General features: G+C 70.1%; 15 protein-coding genes. 3 read left to right on the top strand and 12 right to left on the bottom strand.

The window, feature by feature from the left end; all coding sequences use genetic code 11:
* Positions 1-50: 50 nt before the first annotated feature.
* The 7 genes from B2W79_RS11750 to B2W79_RS11780 form a co-directional block, all read right to left on the bottom strand.
* Positions 51-875, bottom strand: coding sequence for a shikimate dehydrogenase (locus B2W79_RS11750; RefSeq protein ID WP_292789717.1), 825 nt, complete (start codon positions 873-875; stop codon positions 51-53).
* Between the two features lie 5 nt (positions 876-880).
* Positions 881-2446 (bottom strand): endolytic transglycosylase MltG, encoded by a 1566-nt coding sequence (mltG, locus tag B2W79_RS11755; protein WP_292789719.1) that lies wholly within the window; start codon positions 2444-2446, stop codon positions 881-883.
* Positions 2447-2448: 2 nt separating this feature from the next.
* Positions 2449-2922 (bottom strand): Holliday junction resolvase RuvX, encoded by a 474-nt coding sequence (ruvX, locus tag B2W79_RS11760; RefSeq protein WP_292789721.1) that lies wholly within the window; start codon positions 2920-2922, stop codon positions 2449-2451.
* Positions 2919-5579 (bottom strand): alanine--tRNA ligase, encoded by a 2661-nt coding sequence (alaS, locus tag B2W79_RS11765; protein ID WP_292789723.1) that lies wholly within the window; start codon positions 5577-5579, stop codon positions 2919-2921. Before alaS ends, ruvX begins: the two co-directional genes overlap by 4 nt.
* Positions 5580-5635: 56 nt before the next feature.
* A complete protein-coding gene (locus B2W79_RS11770; RefSeq protein ID WP_025103513.1) occupies positions 5636-5824 on the bottom strand; it encodes a hypothetical protein in 189 nt (62 codons plus the stop codon).
* A gap of 110 nt (positions 5825-5934) precedes the next feature.
* Positions 5935-6564, bottom strand: a complete 630-nt coding sequence (gene rpsD / locus B2W79_RS11775; RefSeq protein ID WP_025103514.1) for a 30S ribosomal protein S4 — start codon at positions 6562-6564, stop codon at positions 5935-5937.
* A 181-nt stretch (positions 6565-6745) separates the two neighbouring features.
* A complete protein-coding gene (locus tag B2W79_RS11780; protein WP_292789727.1) occupies positions 6746-8110 on the bottom strand; it encodes a replication-associated recombination protein A in 1365 nt (454 codons plus the stop codon).
* 100 nt (positions 8111-8210) lie between these two features.
* On the opposite strand from B2W79_RS11780, the gene B2W79_RS11785 reads away from it, so the two are divergent.
* Positions 8211-8513 (top strand): hypothetical protein, encoded by a 303-nt coding sequence (locus B2W79_RS11785; RefSeq protein WP_071328647.1) that lies wholly within the window; start codon positions 8211-8213, stop codon positions 8511-8513.
* 15 nt (positions 8514-8528) lie between these two features.
* Here the strand turns inward: B2W79_RS11785 and B2W79_RS11790 are convergent, their stop codons facing one another.
* Both B2W79_RS11790 and B2W79_RS11795 read right to left on the bottom strand, forming a co-directional pair.
* On the bottom strand, positions 8529-9281 hold the full coding sequence (locus B2W79_RS11790; RefSeq protein ID WP_071328648.1) for a winged helix-turn-helix domain-containing protein: 753 nt from the start codon (positions 9279-9281) through the stop codon (positions 8529-8531).
* Positions 9278-11065 carry an FAD-dependent oxidoreductase gene (locus tag B2W79_RS11795; RefSeq protein ID WP_292789730.1) on the bottom strand — a complete coding sequence of 596 codons (1788 nt, stop codon included), beginning with the start codon at positions 11063-11065 and terminating at the stop codon, positions 9278-9280. The genes B2W79_RS11790 and B2W79_RS11795 overlap by 4 nt, the downstream gene beginning before the upstream one ends.
* Before the next feature lie 278 nt (positions 11066-11343).
* On the opposite strand from B2W79_RS11795, the gene B2W79_RS11800 reads away from it, so the two are divergent.
* Both B2W79_RS11800 and B2W79_RS11805 read left to right on the top strand, forming a co-directional pair.
* Positions 11344-12696, top strand: coding sequence for a DUF349 domain-containing protein (locus B2W79_RS11800; protein ID WP_292789732.1), 1353 nt, complete (start codon positions 11344-11346; stop codon positions 12694-12696).
* Between the two features lie 59 nt (positions 12697-12755).
* Positions 12756-13304 carry a type IV toxin-antitoxin system AbiEi family antitoxin gene (locus B2W79_RS11805; protein ID WP_071328651.1) on the top strand — a complete coding sequence of 183 codons (549 nt, stop codon included), beginning with the start codon at positions 12756-12758 and terminating at the stop codon, positions 13302-13304.
* Here the strand turns inward: B2W79_RS11805 and B2W79_RS11810 are convergent.
* The 3 genes from B2W79_RS11810 to secD form a co-directional block, all read right to left on the bottom strand.
* Complete coding sequence (locus B2W79_RS11810; protein ID WP_292789735.1) at positions 13291-15543, bottom strand: RelA/SpoT family protein; 2253 nt, start codon at positions 15541-15543, stop codon at positions 13291-13293. The two genes, B2W79_RS11805 and B2W79_RS11810, sit on opposite strands and share 14 nt — an antisense overlap.
* Before the next feature lie 66 nt (positions 15544-15609).
* Entirely contained in the window at positions 15610-16599 is a 990-nt protein-coding gene (secF, locus tag B2W79_RS11815) for a protein translocase subunit SecF (protein ID WP_071328653.1), read from the bottom strand.
* A complete protein-coding gene (gene secD / locus B2W79_RS11820; protein WP_071328654.1) occupies positions 16599-18329 on the bottom strand; it encodes a protein translocase subunit SecD in 1731 nt (576 codons plus the stop codon). Before secD ends, secF begins: the two co-directional genes overlap by 1 nt.
* Between the last annotated feature and the right edge of the window lie 30 nt (positions 18330-18359).

The following is an 18359-nucleotide window of genomic DNA, read 5'->3' on the forward strand; positions in this document are numbered from 1 at the left end:
GTCTCCCATGCGTTTCCCCCCGCGCCGTGCCGCGTTTCGTCCGGCGGCGCTCAGAGGGTGGCGCGCATCGCGGCGAGGACAGCCTCCTCGTCCGGCAGCGGCGAGACCGGGTCGCCGTGCAGGAAGATCCGGATCTGCCGGACCGCCTGATGCAGCAGCATTCCGAGCCCGGAGACCACCGACTGATCGCCCCACTCCGTCGCGAGCGCGGATGGCCACGGGGCATAGGCCGCATCGAAGAGCGTCCCGCCCATGTCGGACAGGCGGGAGGCGACGTCCGGTGGCAACGCGGTGCCGGAGGGCAACGTCGCCACCGTGAGGTCCGCGTCGCAGTCCACCTCCTCGAACGATCGAGGGGCGACCACGACGCCGCGACGCTCTCCGATGCGGACGAGCCCGGCGGCGCGTTCCGGCCGACGGGCGGCGACCTCGACTCGTGTCGCCCCCAGGTCGGCGAGGGCGACGAGGGCCGAGGCCGCCGTGGCTCCGGCGCCCAGGATCCGCGCCGTCCCGATCTCGCGGATGCCGGCGTCCCCGAGCGCATCGACGATCCCGCCGACGTCGGTGTTGAATCCCGCCGGGGTCTCGGAGAGCAGGAGCGTGTTGACCGCGCCGGTCAGCTCCGCGTGGGCATCCCGGCTGGCGGCGTACCGGTAGGCCTCCTCCTTGAGCGGCATCGTCAGCGACAGGCCGCGCCAGGAGTCGTCGAGGGCCTCGACCGCGTCCGCGAAGCTCTCTGCGCCGATCTGACGGCGCCCGTACTCCCAGTCCAGTCCGAGCACGCCGTACGCCGCGGCGTGCAGCTCCGGCGAACGGGAGTGCCCGATCGGGTCGCCCCAGACCGCCAACCGTCTCCGGTTCACCGAGTCCGTCACACGCGTCACTCCGCGTAGCACCCGGAATCCGGGTTGTCCTTGCACCACGCGTGCAGCTTCTTCTCGGCCTCCTGCTGCTCCGCGTACGTCGCCGAGAACACCGTCTCCCCCGTGTTGAGGTTGACCGTGACGAAGTAGAACCAGGGACCGTCGGCAGGGTGCATCGCCGCGTCGATCGCCGCATCGGTCGCGGTCGCGATCGGACCCTTCGGCAGGCCCGGGTGGATGTATGTGTTCCACGGATTCGGGTCCGTGAGGGCCTTCTCGGACGAGCCCGCGGCTCCCGCATGCAGCTCTCCGACACCGTACTGAGCCGTCGAGTCCATCTGCAGAAGCCCGTTCGTCTCGCTGTTTCCAGGCGCGAGACGGTTCTCGATCACACGAGAGACCTTGGGAAAGTCGTCGGTCCGGCCTTCACGCTGGATGATGGAGGCGATGGTGAGGATGCGCTGCTCATCCCCGGCCGGAACACCGGCCTTTGCCAGCGACTCGCGTGTCCGGTCGACCATCCGCTGGATGACCTGCGTTGCTGTGGTCTCCGGATCGAACGTGTAGACAGCCGGGAACAACCATCCCTCCAAGCTGTCCGCCTCGACTCCGTAGACCGATGGGTCCTTCACAGCCGCTTGAAGCTCCTCGAGTGGCATGCCCATCGTGTCGGCGACCTGCGGAAGGAAGTACTCGATGGTGGCGCCTTCGGGTACGGATGCCGAGTTCTCGATCTTGTTCTCCGCGTTACGGAGCGCGGCCAGGGCGTCCTCCGCCGTCATCTTCTCCTGCAGGCGGTAGACGCCGGGATAGAAGGTCACCGCGATGTTCTCGTCGATGAGGTAGTCATAGAAGACGTCCTCGGTCTTCGTGACGCCCGCCTCGTAGAGCGCCGTCGACACGGGTCCGCCGGTATCGCCCTCCTTGATCGTGACGTACACCTCGCCGGTCGCCTGACCGGGCTCCCAGTCCTTCGGCTCGCCCCACCCCATGGCGTCGGCGATGCGGTCGCCGTAGGTGTTCGCGACCCAGACGCCGCCGGCGGCGATGCCGCCGAGGATCACCAGGACGATGATCAGGGCGATGAGGCAGCCCTTGCGGCGCTTCTTCCTGGTCGGCGCGCCGTGATCGCGGCCGTCGTTCTGAGCGGCGAAGATCTCGTCGAGTCCTCCGCCCAGCGTCGGTGCGGGGTCTTCGGTGCCGGTCGACCGGCGCGGGCCCGGGGCGGGGGTCTCGTCCGCGCTCGTCGCGGCGACGGGCATCGCGCGGGTCACGACCGGTTCGACGTCTGCGGCATTCGCCTGCGGCCGGTGGTCGGTCACGGCCGCATCCGCGGTGGTCGCCGCCGACGCCGAGACCGGACGGGCGGGCACATGGGCATCGGGCTCGATCCCCGCGTCGGGAGCGGGCGGCGCCTGCTGCTCGCGCGCGGCGGCCTCCCTGGCCGCACGGCGGGATCCGGGTGCCGGCGTGTCGTCACCGGCCGTCGGGACCTGCGGGGACGGAGCGGGGAGGTTCGCGAACAGATCCCCCAAGCGGGTGCTCTGCTCGTGCTCGGGCGCACGGCTCTCGCGTTCGGACATGTTCAGGCGGGCTCCTCGTCAACGGGGACCGGGGCACCGGCCGGGTTTCCGGTGCTCTTCTCCGTGTCGATCGCCTGCTGCAGCAGCACCACGGCGGCGACCTGATCCACAACGCTACGAGAGTTCTTCTGTGATCGCCCAGAACTCCGCAACGCCGCATGCGCGGAGACGGTGCTCAGACGCTCGTCGACGAGGCGGACCGGCACGCCGCTGCGCGCCTGGATCGCGGCCGCGAACTCGCGCGCATCCACCGTCGACGGCGTGTCCGCACCCTGCATGTTCACCGGCAGACCGACGACGATCTCCAGCGGCTCGTACTCCGCGGCCAGCTCGGCGATGCGCGTGAGCGAGCGCTCGTCGCGGGGAACGGTCTCGACGGGGACGGCCAGCATGCCGTCCGGATCGGACCGGGCCACGCCCACGCGGGCCCGGCCGACGTCGATGCCGAGCCGGACCCCGCGGCGATAACCGCTCACGCGCCGCGCAGCTCCTGGGAGACGGCCTCGAGCGCGGCGGGCAGTGCCGCTGCGTCGGTACCGCCGCCCTGGGCGACGTCGTCCCGACCGCCGCCGCCTCCGCCGAGCACCCCGGCGGCGCGCTTCGCGAGCGCACCCGCCTTCGCGCCAGCACCGCGCGCGGCCTCGTTTGTGGCGACGACGACGACGGGGCGACCGTTGACGACCGCACCGAGCGCGACGACCGCGGGATCGGAACCCAGCCGGTCGCGCACGCCGTTGACGAGCTCGCGGACATCGTCCGCGGAGGCCACATCGCCCAGCGTTTGCGCCGCCACGCGGAAGTCTCCGACGCGCGTCGCGGCCTCGGCGATGGCGGGAATGCGCCCCGCCCGCTCCTTCGCCTCGAACTGCGCGATGCGCTTCTCCGCGGCCTTGAGGCTCGCGGCGAGATCGGCGATCCGCTCGGGGAGCTGCTCGCGCGGGGTCTTCAGAGAGGCGGTGAGCTGCGAGACGAGAGCCCGCTCCGCCGCGAGCTCACGGAAGGCATCCGCGCCGACGAGAGCCTCGATCCGGCGGTTGGAGGCGCCGACCGACGACTCCCCCACCACGCTGACCAGACCGATCTCCGCACTGGTCGACACGTGCGTGCCGGCGCAGAGCTCTCGCGACCACGGGCCGCCGATGTCGACCATCCGCACGACGTCGCCGTACTTCTCGCCGAAGAGCGCCATGGCGCCCGCTTCCTTGGCCTCGTCGAGCGTCACGATGCGGGTGGTCACCTCGAGGGCGTCCTGCACGGCGCGGTTGGTGATCTCCTCGATCTCCGTGCGGGTGTCCGTCGACAGCGCCTGCGACCAGGCGAAGTCGAATCGCATGTACCCGGCGCGGTTCAGCGACCCGGACTGCGTGGCCGTCGGGCCGAGAGTGTCGCGGAGGGCGGCGTGCACGAGGTGGGTGGCGGAATGCGCCTGACGGGCGGCGCGCCGGTTCGCGGCGTCGACGATCGTCGTCGCGATGTCATCGACCGCGACCGTGCCGCGGGAGACCTCGACCGTGTGGCTGATCAGCCCGGGGACCGGACGCTGCACGTCGAGCACCTCGAGCTCGTAGCCCGGGCCCACGATGGTGCCCTTGTCGGCGACCTGACCACCCGATTCGGCGTACAGCGTCGTCTCGGCGAGCACGACCTCGGCGATCTGCCCCTCGGCGGCGCTGCGCACCGGCGCGCCGTCGACGAGCAGGCCGAGCACGCGGGACTCCACCTCGAGGGCCGTGTAGCCGTCGAAGCCCGTCTCGCCCAGCGCGCGCAGGTCGCGGTACACCGAGACATCCGCGAGCTGGCGCTTGCGGTTGCGGGCGTCGTCCTTCGCGCGCTGACGCTGCTCCTGCATGAGGGAGTCGAACGCGGCGCGGTCCACGTCCAGCCCGGCCTCTTCGGCGACCTCCAGGGTGAGGTCGATCGGGAAGCCGTAGGTGTCGTGCAGCAGGAACGCCTCGGAACCGCTGAGGGTCTTCCCGCCGCCCTTCTTCGTCTCGTCGAGCGCGAGGTCGAGGATGGTCGATCCCTGCGCCAGGGTGCGCCGGAAGGTCTCCTCCTCGGCGAAGGCCGCCGAGGAGAGCACGGACCAGTCCCGCTCCAGCTCCGGGTACGCCGACTTCATCGCGTCGCGGGAGGCGGCGAACAGCTCGGGGAACGCGGGGTCGTCGACACCGAGGAGCCGCATGGCGCGGACGGTCCGGCGCATGAGGCGCCGCAGGATGTAGCCGCGGCCCTCGTTCGACGGACGGACGCCGTCGGAGAGGAGCATGAGCGAGGAGCGCACGTGGTCCGCGATCACCCGGAAGCGGACGTCGTCCTCGTGCACGGCGCCGTAACGGCGGCCGGAGAGTTCGACGGCGCGGTCGAGCACCGGACGCACCTGGTCGGTCTCGTACATGTTCTCGACGCCCTGCTTGAGGAAGGCGACGCGCTCCAGCCCCATGCCGGTGTCGATGTTCTTCATCGGCAGTTCGCCGACGATGTCGAACTCGGTCTTGCCGCGGATGTTCTCGATGAAGTCCTGCATGAACACGAGGTTCCAGATCTCCAGGAACCGCGAGTCGTCGACAGCGGGGCCGCCGTCCTTGCCGTAGGCCGGGCCGCGGTCGAAGAAGATCTCGGAGTCAGGGCCACCGGGACCGGGCTGCCCGGTGTTCCAGTAGTTGTCCGCGCGGCCGAGGCGCTGGATGCGCTCCGGCTTGAGTCCGATGATGTCGCGCCAGATCGCCTCGGCCTCGTCGTCGGTCTCGTAGACGGTGACCCAGAGATCCTTCTCGTCGAAGCCGAGGCCGCCGTCGGCCTCCGAGCTCGTGAGCAGCTCCCAGGCGTAGCGGATCGCGCCTTCCTTGAAGTAGTCGCCGAACGACCAGTTGCCGAGCATCTGGAAGAACGTGCCGTGACGCGCGGTGCGCCCGACCTCCTCGATGTCGTTGGTCCGGATGCACTTCTGCAGGTCGGCGATGCGCGGATGCGGCGCCGGGACCACGCCCGTGAGGTACGGGATCATCGGGACCATGCCGGCGACCGTGAACAGCAGCGAGGGGTCGTCGCTGACCAGGGATGCCGAGGGGACGATGAGGTGGTCGTTCTTCTCGAAGTAGGAGAGGTAGCGCTGCGCGATTTCCGCAGTTTTCATAGGAGTGCCGGATGTCCTTGCGTGAGGGGGCGCGCCGAGGCGCAGATGCGGGGGGGTCAGTTCTCGCCCGGCTCGGTCAGCCGAGCCTCCTGCGCGCGATACGCGTCGCTGAGGATCGCGGCGAGGCCGTTGAGGCGGGCGTCGACGTCGGCCAGGATGTCGTGGCCCCGCGGGTCCTTGTTCATGAAGTGAGCCGCGACGAAGCCGCCGATCACGCCGATCAGGAACCACAGCACATTCTTCATGTCGTCATCCTTGCCCTAGAGCCGCGAAGGCGCGGTCTCTCCATCGTAGGCGGAAACGACAGGAGGCGTCGGGAACCCCGACGCCTCCTGCCTGATGCTCTTCCGCTGGATCAGCGGGCCGCGTAGTACTCGACGACGAGCTGCACTTCACAGGTCACGGGGACCTCGGCGCGCTTCGGACGACGGACCAGACGGGCCTGGAGCTTGTCGAGCTCGACCTCGAGGTAACCCGGAACGGCCGGCAGGACCTCGGCGTGACCGCCGGCGGCCGCCACCTGGAAGGGCTCGAGGCCCTCGCTCTTGGGCTTGACGTGGATGAGCTGACCCGGCTTCACGCGGAACGACGGGCGGTCGACGAGCTGGCCGTCGACGAGGATGTGACGGTGCACGACGAGCTGGCGTGCCTGTGCCGTGGTGCGGGCGAAGCCCGAACGCAGGACGAGGGCGTCGAGACGCATCTCGAGGAGCTCGACGAGGTTCTCACCGGTCAGGCCGTCCTGACGACGGGCCTCGTTGAACGCGATGCGCAGCTGCTTCTCGCGGATGCCGTACTGCTCGCGCAGACGCTGCTTCTCACGCAGACGGACGGCGTAGTCGCTGTCGGCCTTGCGCTTGGTGCGGCCGTGCTCACCCGGAGCGTAGGGACGCTTCTCGAGGTAGCGGGCGGCCTTGGGGGTGAGGGCCACGCCGAGGGCGCGGCTGAGACGCACCTTGCGGCGGTCCTGGGACTTCGTGACCACGAAGTTATCCTTCCGATGACGTGGACGTGGATTTCACGTCCGACGGACGTATCACCGCGTTCTGCCTCGGGGCGCACGCCGGGGTGCCGTCGAGGTGGGGTGTGAACGAGGAGATGCCCGAAAACTCGGTTTCGAGCCGCTCAAGTCTAACAGACGGCGGCAGACGCCCGAGGTCGTCGGCTCACCGGTCGCCGAGGATGCGCCGGATGCGCTCCAGCCGTGCGCTGATGTCGCGCTCCGCGCCGAGGTTCTTCGGCTCGTAGTAGTGCCGCCCGTCGAGCTCGTCCGGCAGGTACTGCTGCGGCACGATCCCGAACTCGCTGTCGTGCGCGTAGCGGTAGCCGCGCCCGTGCCCGAGGCGCTTCGCCCCGGGGTAGTGCGCGTCGCGGAGGTGAAGGGGCACGCGCCCGAATCCCCCCGCGCGGATGTCGGCGATGGCGGCGTCGATGCCGACGTAGGCCGCGTTCGACTTCGCGGTCGTGGCCAGATACACGGTAGCTTCTGCGAGCGGGATGCGCCCCTCCGGCATTCCGATGAAAGCCACGGCGTCAGCGGCGGCCACGGCGATGCCGAGCGCCTGAGGGTCGGCGAGCCCCACGTCCTCGGAGGCGGAGATGACGAGCCGTCGGGCGATGAAGCGCGGATCCTCCCCCGCCTCGATCATGCGGGCGAGGTAGTGCAGTGCGGCGTCCGGGTCGGAACCGCGGATCGACTTGATGAAGGCGCTGATGACGTCGTAGTGCTCGTCGCCCTGCCGGTCGTAGCGGAGGAGTGCCTTGTCGACGGCCTGCGCCACATCGTCGGCGGTGACCTCGGGGACGACCGTCTCCCGGTCTTCGCCGTCGTCATCGGCCTCGGAGGCGGCGGCGTGCGAGAGCGCCACGGCAGCGGCGGCCTCCAGTCCGGTGAGAGCGCGACGGGCGTCCCCCGAGGCGAGGCGGATCAGAGCAGACCGTGCTTCGTCGCTGAGCGCGACCGCACCGGAGAGTCCGCGGGCATCCGACACCGCGCGATCCACGAGCACGCCGATGTCGTCATCGGTGAGCGGCTGCAGCGTGAGCAGCAGCGACCGGGACAGCAGCGGCGAGATCACCGAGAACGAGGGGTTCTCCGTGGTCGCGGCGATGAGGATGACCCAGCCGTTCTCCACACCGGGCAGGAGCGCGTCCTGCTGTGCCTTGGTGAAGCGGTGGATCTCGTCCAGGAACAGGATCGTCGTCTGCCCGTACAGGTCGCGCTGCGTGATCGCCTCCTGCATGACCTCCCGCACGTCCTTGACGCCGGCGGTGATCGCGGAGAGCTCGACGAAGCGGCGCCCGGATGATCGGGCGATGGCCTGGGCGAGTGTGGTCTTGCCGGTGCCGGGCGGGCCCCAGAGGATGATCGACACCGCGCCGGGGGAACTGGCCTCCGGGTCGGCGAGGGCCACGATGGGCGAGCCGGCCCGCAACAGGTGTCGCTGCCCCGCGACCTCGTCCAGCGACACCGGGCGCATGCGCACGGCGAGCGGTGTCTGCCCGGAGAGCAGGGCGGAGGGAGAGGACATTCCTCCAGGCTAACGGCGGCCAGGGACACGAGGCGAGGCCGGGGCCCCGGTAGGCTCTCAGGCGACGCCGTAGACCGGCGTCGGACGGGAGAAGCAGGGCATGGCCGCACGCGGTTCCAAGAAGGCGCAGACACGCACCGAGGCGGAGCGCGCCCGGCTGCACACCGCTCGCACCCGCTGGCACCAGGACCAGATCCGTCGACGCACTCGCGACAACATCATCGCGGTCACAGTCGGCTCCCTCATCGTCGTGGGCGCCATCGTCAGCCAGGTCGTGCACGCGCAGGTGACCACGCCGGAGCCGACGCCCGCGCCGTCGCCGACCTCGTCGATCGCTCCCTCCCCGGCACCGAGCGACACCCCGAGCCCGGCACCGACCGCACCCGAGACCCCCTCGGAGTGAGGCCCGCCGGCGTCGTCAGTCCTCGTCGAGGACAGCGAGCCGATACCCGCGCTTGACCACCGTCTGAACGAGGTCGAAGTCGTCGAGGGCCTCCCTCAGCCGCGCCACCGCGACCTCGACCGCACGCGCACTGCGGCGACCGCCGGGGAGCAGCTGGCCGATCTCCGCCCTCGTGAGCACGCGCCCGTCGGCGATGAACAGGGCCTCGAGGATGCTGACCGCGCCGCGGGAGAGCGGCACGAAGCCGCCGTCGATCACCGCGCCGCCACTGCGCACCGCCAGCCGACCCGCCGCAGTCCGCCGCTCGAGGACCCCCTGTGTGAGAGGGGCGAGAGCGCTCCGGGCGAGGTCGTCCGCGGTGGGCCCGCACGACGTCGATGCCGGCAGGCCGCTCTCCACCAATCGCGCGGTCGCGGCGGCGTCGGTCGTGGCGAGCAGCAGGCGGGACGCACGTGACCGTTCGCGGATGGCGTCGAGCATGCCCAGCCGTTCCACGGTGGCGAGCCACCCCGGCAGAGCCTCCGCCACGGGGAACAGCACTGCTTCCACCTGACCGGACGCGATCCGGTACAGCGTCCGCTTCGCGCCTGCGGGGATCGCGTGGTCCGCCCGCGGCGGAGTGATCCGGACGACCTCCGAGCCCGTCGCCGCGAGGATCCGGAGAAGCGTGTCGACGTCGACCGGCTCCGGGCGCACCGGCCGCGGCACCTCGACCACGACGACACGGCAGCCGACGAGGGCCGGAGCGGGGCGCGGGGGCGCACTCACGCGGAGCCCTTCGCCGACCTCGCGCCACCGGCACGCCGATTTACCCGTGACGGCTGTCGGACGACGCCGACCGGACTTCCGCGCCGCGTGAGGTCAGCCCCGCCAGGTTTCTCCGGAACGACGGCGCCGGCGCTTCGCAGGTCCGCGAGTGCGTCCGGTATGTCCTCCGCCCGGAGCCCGCTGACGGCGAGGAGCCCTCGATCGATCCGTACCGTCGCCTCGCGTCGTGCCGCGAGATGACCCACGACGAGGAGCAGCGCACCGTCGGACTCGGCTTCGACGCGCACCTCCAGGACGGGAGCGGCCGTCGTCCCGCGAAGTCGCACCTCGGAGCGCGGGGTTCCGTGATCGCCGTGCCGTACGGCGGCGTCCGCCTCGGCGCACTCCTGCAGCGCGAGCGCGAGACGGCGGAGACAGGGGCCGCAGCCGCGGCTCTCCACGGCACCGTCGAGAGCCTCCGCGACGGTGCGGATTCCTCGGTCCGTGAGCTCCGCAGCCAGCACCGCCAGGGGCGAAGACATCAGCCCGTGTCCGCAGGCCGCCGCACCGTCCTCGGCCACGGCGGCGGCCAGGAGCTCCCGCGCCGCCCGCAGGCCATCGGGCATCCCGGGCGCGAAGCCGGCGAGCGGAGCGTGCGCCGGCGCCCCGATGACCGTCAGGCGGTGCACCACGCGGGCATCCTCCGACAGCACGACCTCACCGAACACGCGGTCTCCCCCGCTCGGAAGAGGGACGGAGACCGTCGGCCCGTCACCATCCGCGAGACGCGAGGTCACGATCTCGATACCGCCGGGGCTCCCGCGCCACCCGTGTCCCGCCGGGCTCGCGATCCGAGCGTCGAGCAGGGCCGCCGCCGCTCGATCCGCGGACGCCAGCGCAGCCTCCGTGCCGCCGGATCCCGGGTCTACGGCGACGTCGCCGATCGCCAGGACGCGCGAGTCGGGCGTCCTCCCGTCCGCGTCCACGAGGAGACCGCCGCCCACCCGCGTGGGGAGCCCCGCGTTCCGTGCCAGCTCATCCCGCGCCCGCGCACCCGTCGTCACGATGAGGTCGGTCCGCGCGAACGTGCCGTCCTGGAACTCCACGGCCGTCACCGCGCCCGTCGCGTCCGGGTCGACGCGGGTCACCCGCGTCCGCGTCCGGACGACGATGCCGCGCGCCTCGACGACCCCGCGGAGTGCGGTCGCCGCGGGAACCGTGAGGTGTGCGGGCAGCAGGTGATCGACGGTGTCGACGATGGTCGTCTGCACCCCGGCGTCGTGCAGCGCGCACGCGACGTCCACTCCACCCTCGTCGCCGCCGACGACGATAGCGCGCAGAGCCCGCGGCACCTCCGTCGCACGGACCGCCAGGAACGCACGCAGCATGTGCGCGTCCTCCATGGTGCGCAGGGCGAAGGAGCCACGGGCACGGATCCCCGGCACGTCGAGCCGCTGGGCGTGGGTCCCCGTCGCGAGCACGAGCGCGTGGTAGTCGTACCACCGCTGCGAACGAGTCCGCACGCGGTGCCCTCCCCTGTCGATCCGCAGGACTCTGTCGTCGTCGATGAGGCGCACGCGGTCGTCGCGGAACGGCGCGCGGTCGAGCTCCCCCGCCGACGCCGGGCCGCCGCCGACGACGCGCGCCAGACCGGAACGGTCGTACGGCAGGCGTCCCTCGTCCCCGAACACCGTGATCCGCACGGCACGGTCCGGGTCCTCCAGCATCCGTGCGACGAAGCGATGCGCCGCGACGCCCGCCCCCACGACGACGATCTCCGCCGTACGCGCTGCGTTGTCGTCCATGGAACTCCTGTCGACCTGGGGACTGTCGTGGTCGCGACGATAGGAGCGCCGTGTTACTCGGAGATGACGCGGAGTGTTTCCTGCGTCGAACGTTCTGCTCACGAAACGGTAACGTCCCACCCCGCGAGACCCCGCCTCGTCGCCGAGACCCCGCCTCGTTCGCGCACGAATCGCGGGGTCTCGGCGGGAAGACGGGGTCTCGCGGATCAGAGAGGGCGTACTAGGCTGAGCCTCGTCCTTTCCGCCTCCCGCGGCGTGACCGCGCAAGGAGAATCATCGTGTCTGCCAACGAGCCCGCGAAGCCGACCCCGCCCGTTCCCACCCCGCCCGGAGTGCCGATGCCGCGGAAGGCGCCGACACCGGCCGCCGTCGCGCCGGCCGCGGCGAAGCCGACCCCGGTCTCGTCCGCCGGCGACTGGGGCCGCGTCTCCGAAGACGGCACCGTCGAGGTCCGCGAAGGCGAGTCCTGGCGCGTCGTCGGTCAGTACCCGGACGGGACCCCCGATGAGGCTCTGGCCTACTTCGTCCGCAAGTACGACGACATCGCCTTCAAGGTCGTCGCCCTGGAGCAGCGCCACCAGGCCGGCGGCGCCTCCGCGAGCGACCTGTCCAAGCAGGCCGCACACCTCATCGACGAGGCCACGGATGCCGCGGCCGTCGGCGACCTCGCGGGGCTCCGCGACCGTCTCACCGCGCTGACCGCGTCTCTGTCCGAGGCCACCGCCCAGGAGGCGCAGCAGGCGAAGGAGCTCGTCGAGCAGGCCGTCGCCGAGCGCACCGCCCTCGTCGAGCGCGCCGAGGCCATCGCCGCCCGCGACCTGAGCAAGGTGCAGTGGAAGCAGGTCACCGCCGAGCTCAACGAGCTGTTCGAGTCCTGGCAGGCCCAGCAGCAGAACGGTCCGCGCCTGTCGAAGGGCGTCTCGCAGCAGCTCTGGAAGCGGTTCCGCGATGCCAGGGCCGTCGTCGACAAGCACCGCCGGGCGTTCTACTCCGAGCTCGACGATGCACACAAGGCGGCGCGTGACGCGAAGTCGCGACTGGTCGAGCGCGCCGAAGCCCTGGCCCCGCGCGGCGTCGACGGCATCCCCGCCTACCGCTCGCTCCTCGACGAGTGGAAGACGGCCGGACGCGCCGGACGCAAGGCCGACGACGCCCTCTGGGCGCGTTTCAAGGCCGCCGGAGACGCGCTCTACGCCGCTCGTGCCGAGCAGGCCGCAGCGGAAGAAGCCGACTCCGCTCCGAAGATCGAAGCCCGCCAGGCGCTGCTCGAGCAGGCCAAGGCGGTCGCCGACGAGCCGAACATCAAGCGCGCCCGCGCCCTGCTCACGCGCATCCAGCGCGAGTGGGACGAGGTCGGCCGCATCTTCCCGCGCGACAAGGAGCGTGCCCTCGACGACAAGCTCCGCGTCATCGAGCAGGCACTCAAGGCCCGCGAGGACGTCGACTGGAAGAAGAACAACCCGGAGACCAAGGCTCGTGCGAACGACATGAGCTCACAGCTCCACGAGGCGATCGAGAAGCTGGAGGCGGAACTGGCAGCCGCCGAGAAGGCCGGTGACAGCAAGGCCGTCAAGGAGGCCGCGGACGCCCTCGAGGCCCGTCGCGCCTGGCTCAACGCCCTGGGCGGCTGAGCTCTCCACAGATCCACTGATCTCCGCACGAGCGGGGTGCCGGCCGCCACACTGGCGGGATGCACCCCGCTCTGCTGTATCTGCCCGGCGCGCGACTCAGTCTCTGTGAACTCAGCGCCGCCCGCCTCGACGGACATGTCGTCGAGATCGGCGACGCCTACATCCCCGCAGATCTTCCCGAATCCGCCGATGTCCGTGCGAGCAGCATCGCCGCCCTGGTCCAGGAGGGTGCCGCCGCATGCGGGCCGAGCGCCGCCTGGATACACGGCGCGGGCGATGCCCCGCCGTCGATCCATCACGTGCGTCGCTGTGTGGAACGTCGCGTGCGCCCGCGCGTGCACACCCGCGTGTCGTTCCACGACACGATGGTCCCCGCGTCGGACGTGCGCCGCCTCGGCGGGATACTCGTGACATCTCCCGTCCGCACGATGTGCGATCTCGCCACGACGCTGCACCGCGATCCGCGTGTGCTGTCCTGGATGCAGGCGCTTGCCCCTGCCCACCCCGCGGCTCTTGAGGGTGCGATCCGGACCCTCAAGAGAGGGCACCGGGTTCCCGGGAGCGTCAGCGGTCTCGCCGCGCTGGAGCGTCTGGTCAGGAGGAGGTGAGGCGGTACACGTCGTAGACCGCATCGATCCGGCGCACCGCGTTCAGGACGCGGTCCAGGTGCACGGCGTCGCCCATCTCGAACACGAAGCGGCTCAGCGCCAGGCGCTCGTCCGTCGTCGACACGGTCGCCGAGAGGATGTTCACGTGGTGCTCGCTGAGCACCCGCGTGACGTCGGAGAGGAGGCCGGAGCGGTCAAGGGCCTCGACTTGGATCTGCACCCGGAACACGCTCTTCGTCGTCGGCGCCCAGGAGACCTCGACGAACCGGTCCTGCTCGCCGCTGAGGGCCTTCACGTTCACGCAGTCCGCCCGGTGCACGGAGACGCCGCTCCCCCGCGTGACGAACCCGACGATCGGATCGCCGGGGACGGGCGTGCAGCACTTCGCCAGCTTCACCAGGATGTCGTTCGCGCCACGCACGAGCACACCGGAATCGCCGCCCCGGGACTCGCGGGTCTGGACGCTTCCCGGCAGGTCGATCGCCCCGGTCGTGGGCTCGTCGGTGGCGACGAGCGCGGTGACCTTCTCGAGCACCGACTGGGTCGAGACGTGCCCCTCGCCGACGGCGGCGTAGAGACCCGAGACATCCTCGTAGTGCATCTGGTGGGCGACCTCGGTGAACGAGTCCTGGCTCATCAGCCGCTGCAGCGGCAGGTTCTGCCGGCGCATCGCGCGCGCGATGGCCTCCTTGCCCTGCTCGATGGCCTCTTCGCGGCGCTCCTTCGTGAACCAGCCGCGGATCTTGTTCCTGGCGCGTGTGCTCTTGACGAAGCCGAGCCAGTCCTGGCTGGGTCCCGCATCCGGGTTCTTCGACGTGAAGACCTCGACGACGTCGCCGCTCTTCAGCTCCGACTCCAGCGGCACCAGGCGTCCGTTGACCTTGGCGCCCATGGTGCGGTGCCCGATCTCGGTGTGCACGGCATAGGCGAAATCGACCGGAGTGGCACCGGCCGGGAGGCCGATCACGCGCCCCTTCGGAGTGAAGACGTAGACCTCCTTGGCGCCGATCTCGAACCGGAGGGAGTCGAGGAACTCCCCGGGGTCTGCGGTCTCGGCCTGCCAGTCGGAGATGTGCGCGAGCCACGCCATGTCGGTGTCGGAGGCGCGGACCTCGGCCTTGCCGCCGCCGTTCATCCGCTCCTTGTACATCCAGTGCGCGGCGACACCGTACTCCGCCTGGTGATGCATCTCGTGCGTGCGGATCTGGATCTCGACCGTGCGTCCGGCCGGGCCGATCACGGTCGTGTGCAGCGACTGATAGAGGTTGAACTTCGGGGTGGCGATGTAGTCCTTGAACCGGCCGGGCAACGGCGTCCAGCGCGCGTGGATGGCGCCGAGCACGGCGTAGCAGTCGCGCACGGACGACACGAGGACACGGATCCCGATCAGGTCGTAGATGTCGTCGAACTCGCGGCCGCGGATGACCATCTTCTGGTACACCGAGTACAGCTGCTTGGGTCGGCCGACGACCTTGCCGCGGATGCGCAGGTCGCGGAGGTCTTCATCGATCTCCTCGATGACCTGGCTCAGGTACTTCTCCCGCTGCGGGGTGCGCTGGGCGATGAGGCTGTGGATCTCGTTGTAGATTTTCGGATGGAGGACGGCGAAGGAGAGGTCTTCGAGCTCCGACTTGATCGCCTGGATACCGAGGCGGTTGGCCAGCGGCGCGTAGATCTCCAGCGTCTCCTTGGCCTTCTTCGCCGCCTTCTCCGGGGGGACGAAGCCCCAGGTGCGGGCGTTGTGCAACCGGTCGGCGAGCTTGATGAGCAGCACGCGGATGTCCTTCGACATCGCGACGATCATCTTGCGCACCGTCTCGGCCTGCGCGCTCTCGCCGTACTTGACCTTGTCGAGCTTGGTCACGCCGTCGACGAGCATCGCGACCTCGTCGCCGAACTCGGCGGTGAGATCGGTGAGCGCGTAGCCCGTGTCCTCGACGGTGTCGTGCAGCAGCGCGGCGGCGATCGCGCGCGGCCCGAGACCGAGCTCCGCGAGGATCTGCGCGACGGCGAGCGGGTGCGTGATGTACGGCTCGCCGCTCTGCCGCTTCTGTCCCTCGTGCTTCTCCTTCGCCACGGCGTAGGCACGGGAGATGACGGCGAAGTCGCCCTTGGGGTGGTTGGCCCTGACGGTGCGGATCAGATTGTCGAGATCGTTGATCCGGGACGCACGCGAGAAGATGCGGGGCACCAGCCGTCGCAGACTCGAACCCTGCGATGCCGTCTGCGGCTCCGCCATCCACTCACCTCCGAATCAGACAATCCTACGCGCGCTGAGCGGGGGTCGGCCCCGCGACGGGGGGCGTCAGGCTTCGACAGCCGCTTTGGCTCGCGCCGCGCGGATACGGGCGTCGCGCTCCTTGATCTGCGGCTCGTTCTCACGGAAGAGCGAGTACAGCGGCGCCGCCACGAACAGGGTCGAGTAGGTCGCCACGAGGATGCCCACGAAGATCGACAGCGAGATGTCGGTCAGCGTCTCCGCACCGAGCCAGAAGGCACCGATAAAGAGGATCGCGCCGACCGGCAGCGCGGCCACCACGGAGGTGTTGATCGAGCGGACGAGGGTCTGGTTCACCGCGAGGTTGACCGACTCCCCGAACAGCCGCGAGGTCTTCTCCCCGTCTTCCGTCGTGTTCTCCCTGATCTTGTCGAACACCACGGTGGTGTCGTACAGGGAGTACGCGAGGATCGTCAGGAAGCCGATGACCGCCGCCGGCGAGATCTCGAATCCGGCGAGGGCGTACACGCCGACCGTGATCACGAGCACGTCGAGCAGACCGATGATCGCGGCCGCCGACATCTTCCACGTGCGGAAGTAGATGGCGAGGATGAGGAAGGTCAGCGCGAGGAAGATCGCCAGGCCCCACAGCGACTGCCGGGTCACGCTCTCGCCCCAGGCCGGGCCGATGAACGAGGAGGTGACCGCATCCGGCTCGACGCCGTAGGCGTCGGCAAGGGCGCGTGCCACCTGCTGCGTCTCCGCCGCAGTCATCTGGTCGGTCTGCACCCGGATGTCCTGGTCGTTGACGATGACGACCTTGGTCGCGGCCCCGGGCACGACGGACTGCACCGCCTCGGACGCGGTGTCCTGGTCCGTGGTGTCGGGCGCAGCGACGGTGAACTGCGAGCCGCCGGTGAACTCGATCGAGAACTGGATCGGACGGAACAGCGGCACGAGGGCCGAGCCGACGACAAGAGCGATCGCGATGATGAACCAGAGGCGACGGCGTCCGACGAACGGGAAGGACGTCTTGCCCGTGTAGAGGTTGTTGCCGAACTCATTCATGGAAGGCATCAGTTGTCTCCCTCACTTCCGGCCGTGGTCTGTCTCTCGGCGGCGAGGGCCTCCGCCCGTTTGCGCTCGGCGATGGTCTGCCGGCGATCCGCCTCTCCGCGCGAACGCGCGTTCTTCGCCCCGCGCCCCGCGGACGCCGTCGCGACCTCACGGAACTGCGAGCGGCTCCGGTACACGGCGCCCAGGGCCTCCGGATCCAGACCGGAGAGCTTGTGCCCGCCGCCGAAGAACCGCGTACGAGCGAGCAGCTGCATGACCGGGTGGGTGAAGATCACGAAGATCAGCACGTCGATCACGGTCGTGAGGCCCAGCGTGAACGCGAAGCCCTTCACCGTCGAGTCGGCGAGGATGTACAGCACCACGGCGGCCAGGACGTTGATGGACTTGGAGATGTAGATCGTCCGCTTCGCCCGACCCCAGCCGTCCTCGACGGCACCCGTGATCGACTTGCCGTCGCGCAGCTCATCGCGGATGCGTTCGAAGTAGACGATGAAGGAGTCGGCGGTGAAGCCGATCGACACGATCAGACCGGCGACGCCGGCCAGCGACAGCCGGAAGCCGATCCGCCACGCCAGGATGCAGATGACGATGTACGTGAGCACCGCCATCACCGCGATCGACGCGATGATCACCGTCCCGAGCGCCCGGTACGACAGCAGTGAGTACACCGCCACGAGCGCGAGGCCGATGAGGCCCGCGATCAGACCGATCTGGAGCTGCTGGGTGCCGAGGGTCGCGGAGATCGTGTCCGAGCTCTGCACCTCGAAGCTGAGCGGGAGGGCTCCGAACTTGAGCTGGTCGGCCAGGGTCGTCGCGCTCTCCTGCGTGAAACTGCCCGAGATGCTCGGGCGGCCGTCGAGGATGACGCCGTTCATGCGCGGCGCGCTGATGACCTCGCCGTCGAGCACGAAGGCGAACTGGTCGCGCGGCGACAGCCCGTCGATGCGGTTCTGGTTGAGCCGCGTGCTGACCTGACCGAACGCGTCTGCGCCGTCGCCGTTCATCGTGAGCTGCACGATCCAGGCGCCCGAGCGCGGGTCGCGCCCCGCGGTGGCGTCGGTAATCGCGCGGCCGTCCAGCTCCGCCGGGCCGAGGATGAACTTGGCGGTGTCATCGGGCGAGCAGGCGATGACCGGCTCGTCCTTCGGCGCCTTCGACGGGTCGTTGGACGGGTTGGCGCAGTCGTACGCCTGGAACTCCGCCGCGAGCTTGTCGGTAACCCAGGACAGGTCGCTGGCATCGGTGGGCTCGGCCGTCGGCTGGTCGTTCAGCGACGGATCAGGGCTCGGGTACGGCGTGGAGTTGCCGTCCTCCCCCACGAACTCCGTGCTCGCGGCCGTCGTGTAGAGCACCGGGCGGAATTCGAGCTGCGCGCTGGACTGGATGCGCTCCCGGGTCTGCTCGTCCGCCTCACCGGGGATCTGGACGACGATGTTGCGTCCACCCTCGGTCGTGATGTCGGCCTCGGCCACACCGGAGGCGTCGACGCGCTGACGGATGATCGCCGCGGCCTGGTCGAGCTGCTCCTGCGTCGGTGCGGCGCCGTCCTCCGTCTCGGCGCTCAGGACGATCTGGGTGCCGCCCTGCAGATCGAGCGCCAGCTCGGGTGTCCACGAGCTCTGCTTGAAGACATACACACCCAGCGCGTTGATGCCGAAGAGCACGCCCGTCACCAGAAGCAGGCCGAGGAGGACCCGCCAGGCGTGACGGACAGGAGAGGATGAAGCCACGTGTGTTCAGCTTTCTGGAAGGACGGTGAT

This window comes from Microbacterium sp. UBA7513 (genome assembly GCF_002478345.1).
In the GTDB taxonomy this organism is placed as follows: domain Bacteria; phylum Actinomycetota; class Actinomycetes; order Actinomycetales; family Microbacteriaceae; genus Microbacterium.

Coding starts and splice junctions, on each gene's coding strand:
- mltG (WP_292789719.1), bottom strand. CDS start 2,446: ATGTCCGAACGCGAGAGCCGTGCGCCCGAGCACGAGCAGAGCACCCGC.
- alaS (WP_292789723.1), bottom strand. CDS start 5,579: ATGAAAACTGCGGAAATCGCGCAGCGCTACCTCTCCTACTTCGAGAAG.
- B2W79_RS11770 (WP_025103513.1), bottom strand. CDS start 5,824: ATGAAGAATGTGCTGTGGTTCCTGATCGGCGTGATCGGCGGCTTCGTC.
- B2W79_RS11780 (WP_292789727.1), bottom strand. CDS start 8,110: ATGTCCTCTCCCTCCGCCCTGCTCTCCGGGCAGACACCGCTCGCCGTG.
- B2W79_RS11785 (WP_071328647.1), top strand. CDS start 8,211: ATGGCCGCACGCGGTTCCAAGAAGGCGCAGACACGCACCGAGGCGGAG.
- B2W79_RS11795 (WP_292789730.1), bottom strand. CDS start 11,065: ATGGACGACAACGCAGCGCGTACGGCGGAGATCGTCGTCGTGGGGGCG.
- B2W79_RS11805 (WP_071328651.1), top strand. CDS start 12,756: ATGCACCCCGCTCTGCTGTATCTGCCCGGCGCGCGACTCAGTCTCTGT.
- B2W79_RS11810 (WP_292789735.1), bottom strand. CDS start 15,543: ATGGCGGAGCCGCAGACGGCATCGCAGGGTTCGAGTCTGCGACGGCTG.
- secF (WP_071328653.1), bottom strand. CDS start 16,599: ATGCCTTCCATGAATGAGTTCGGCAACAACCTCTACACGGGCAAGACG.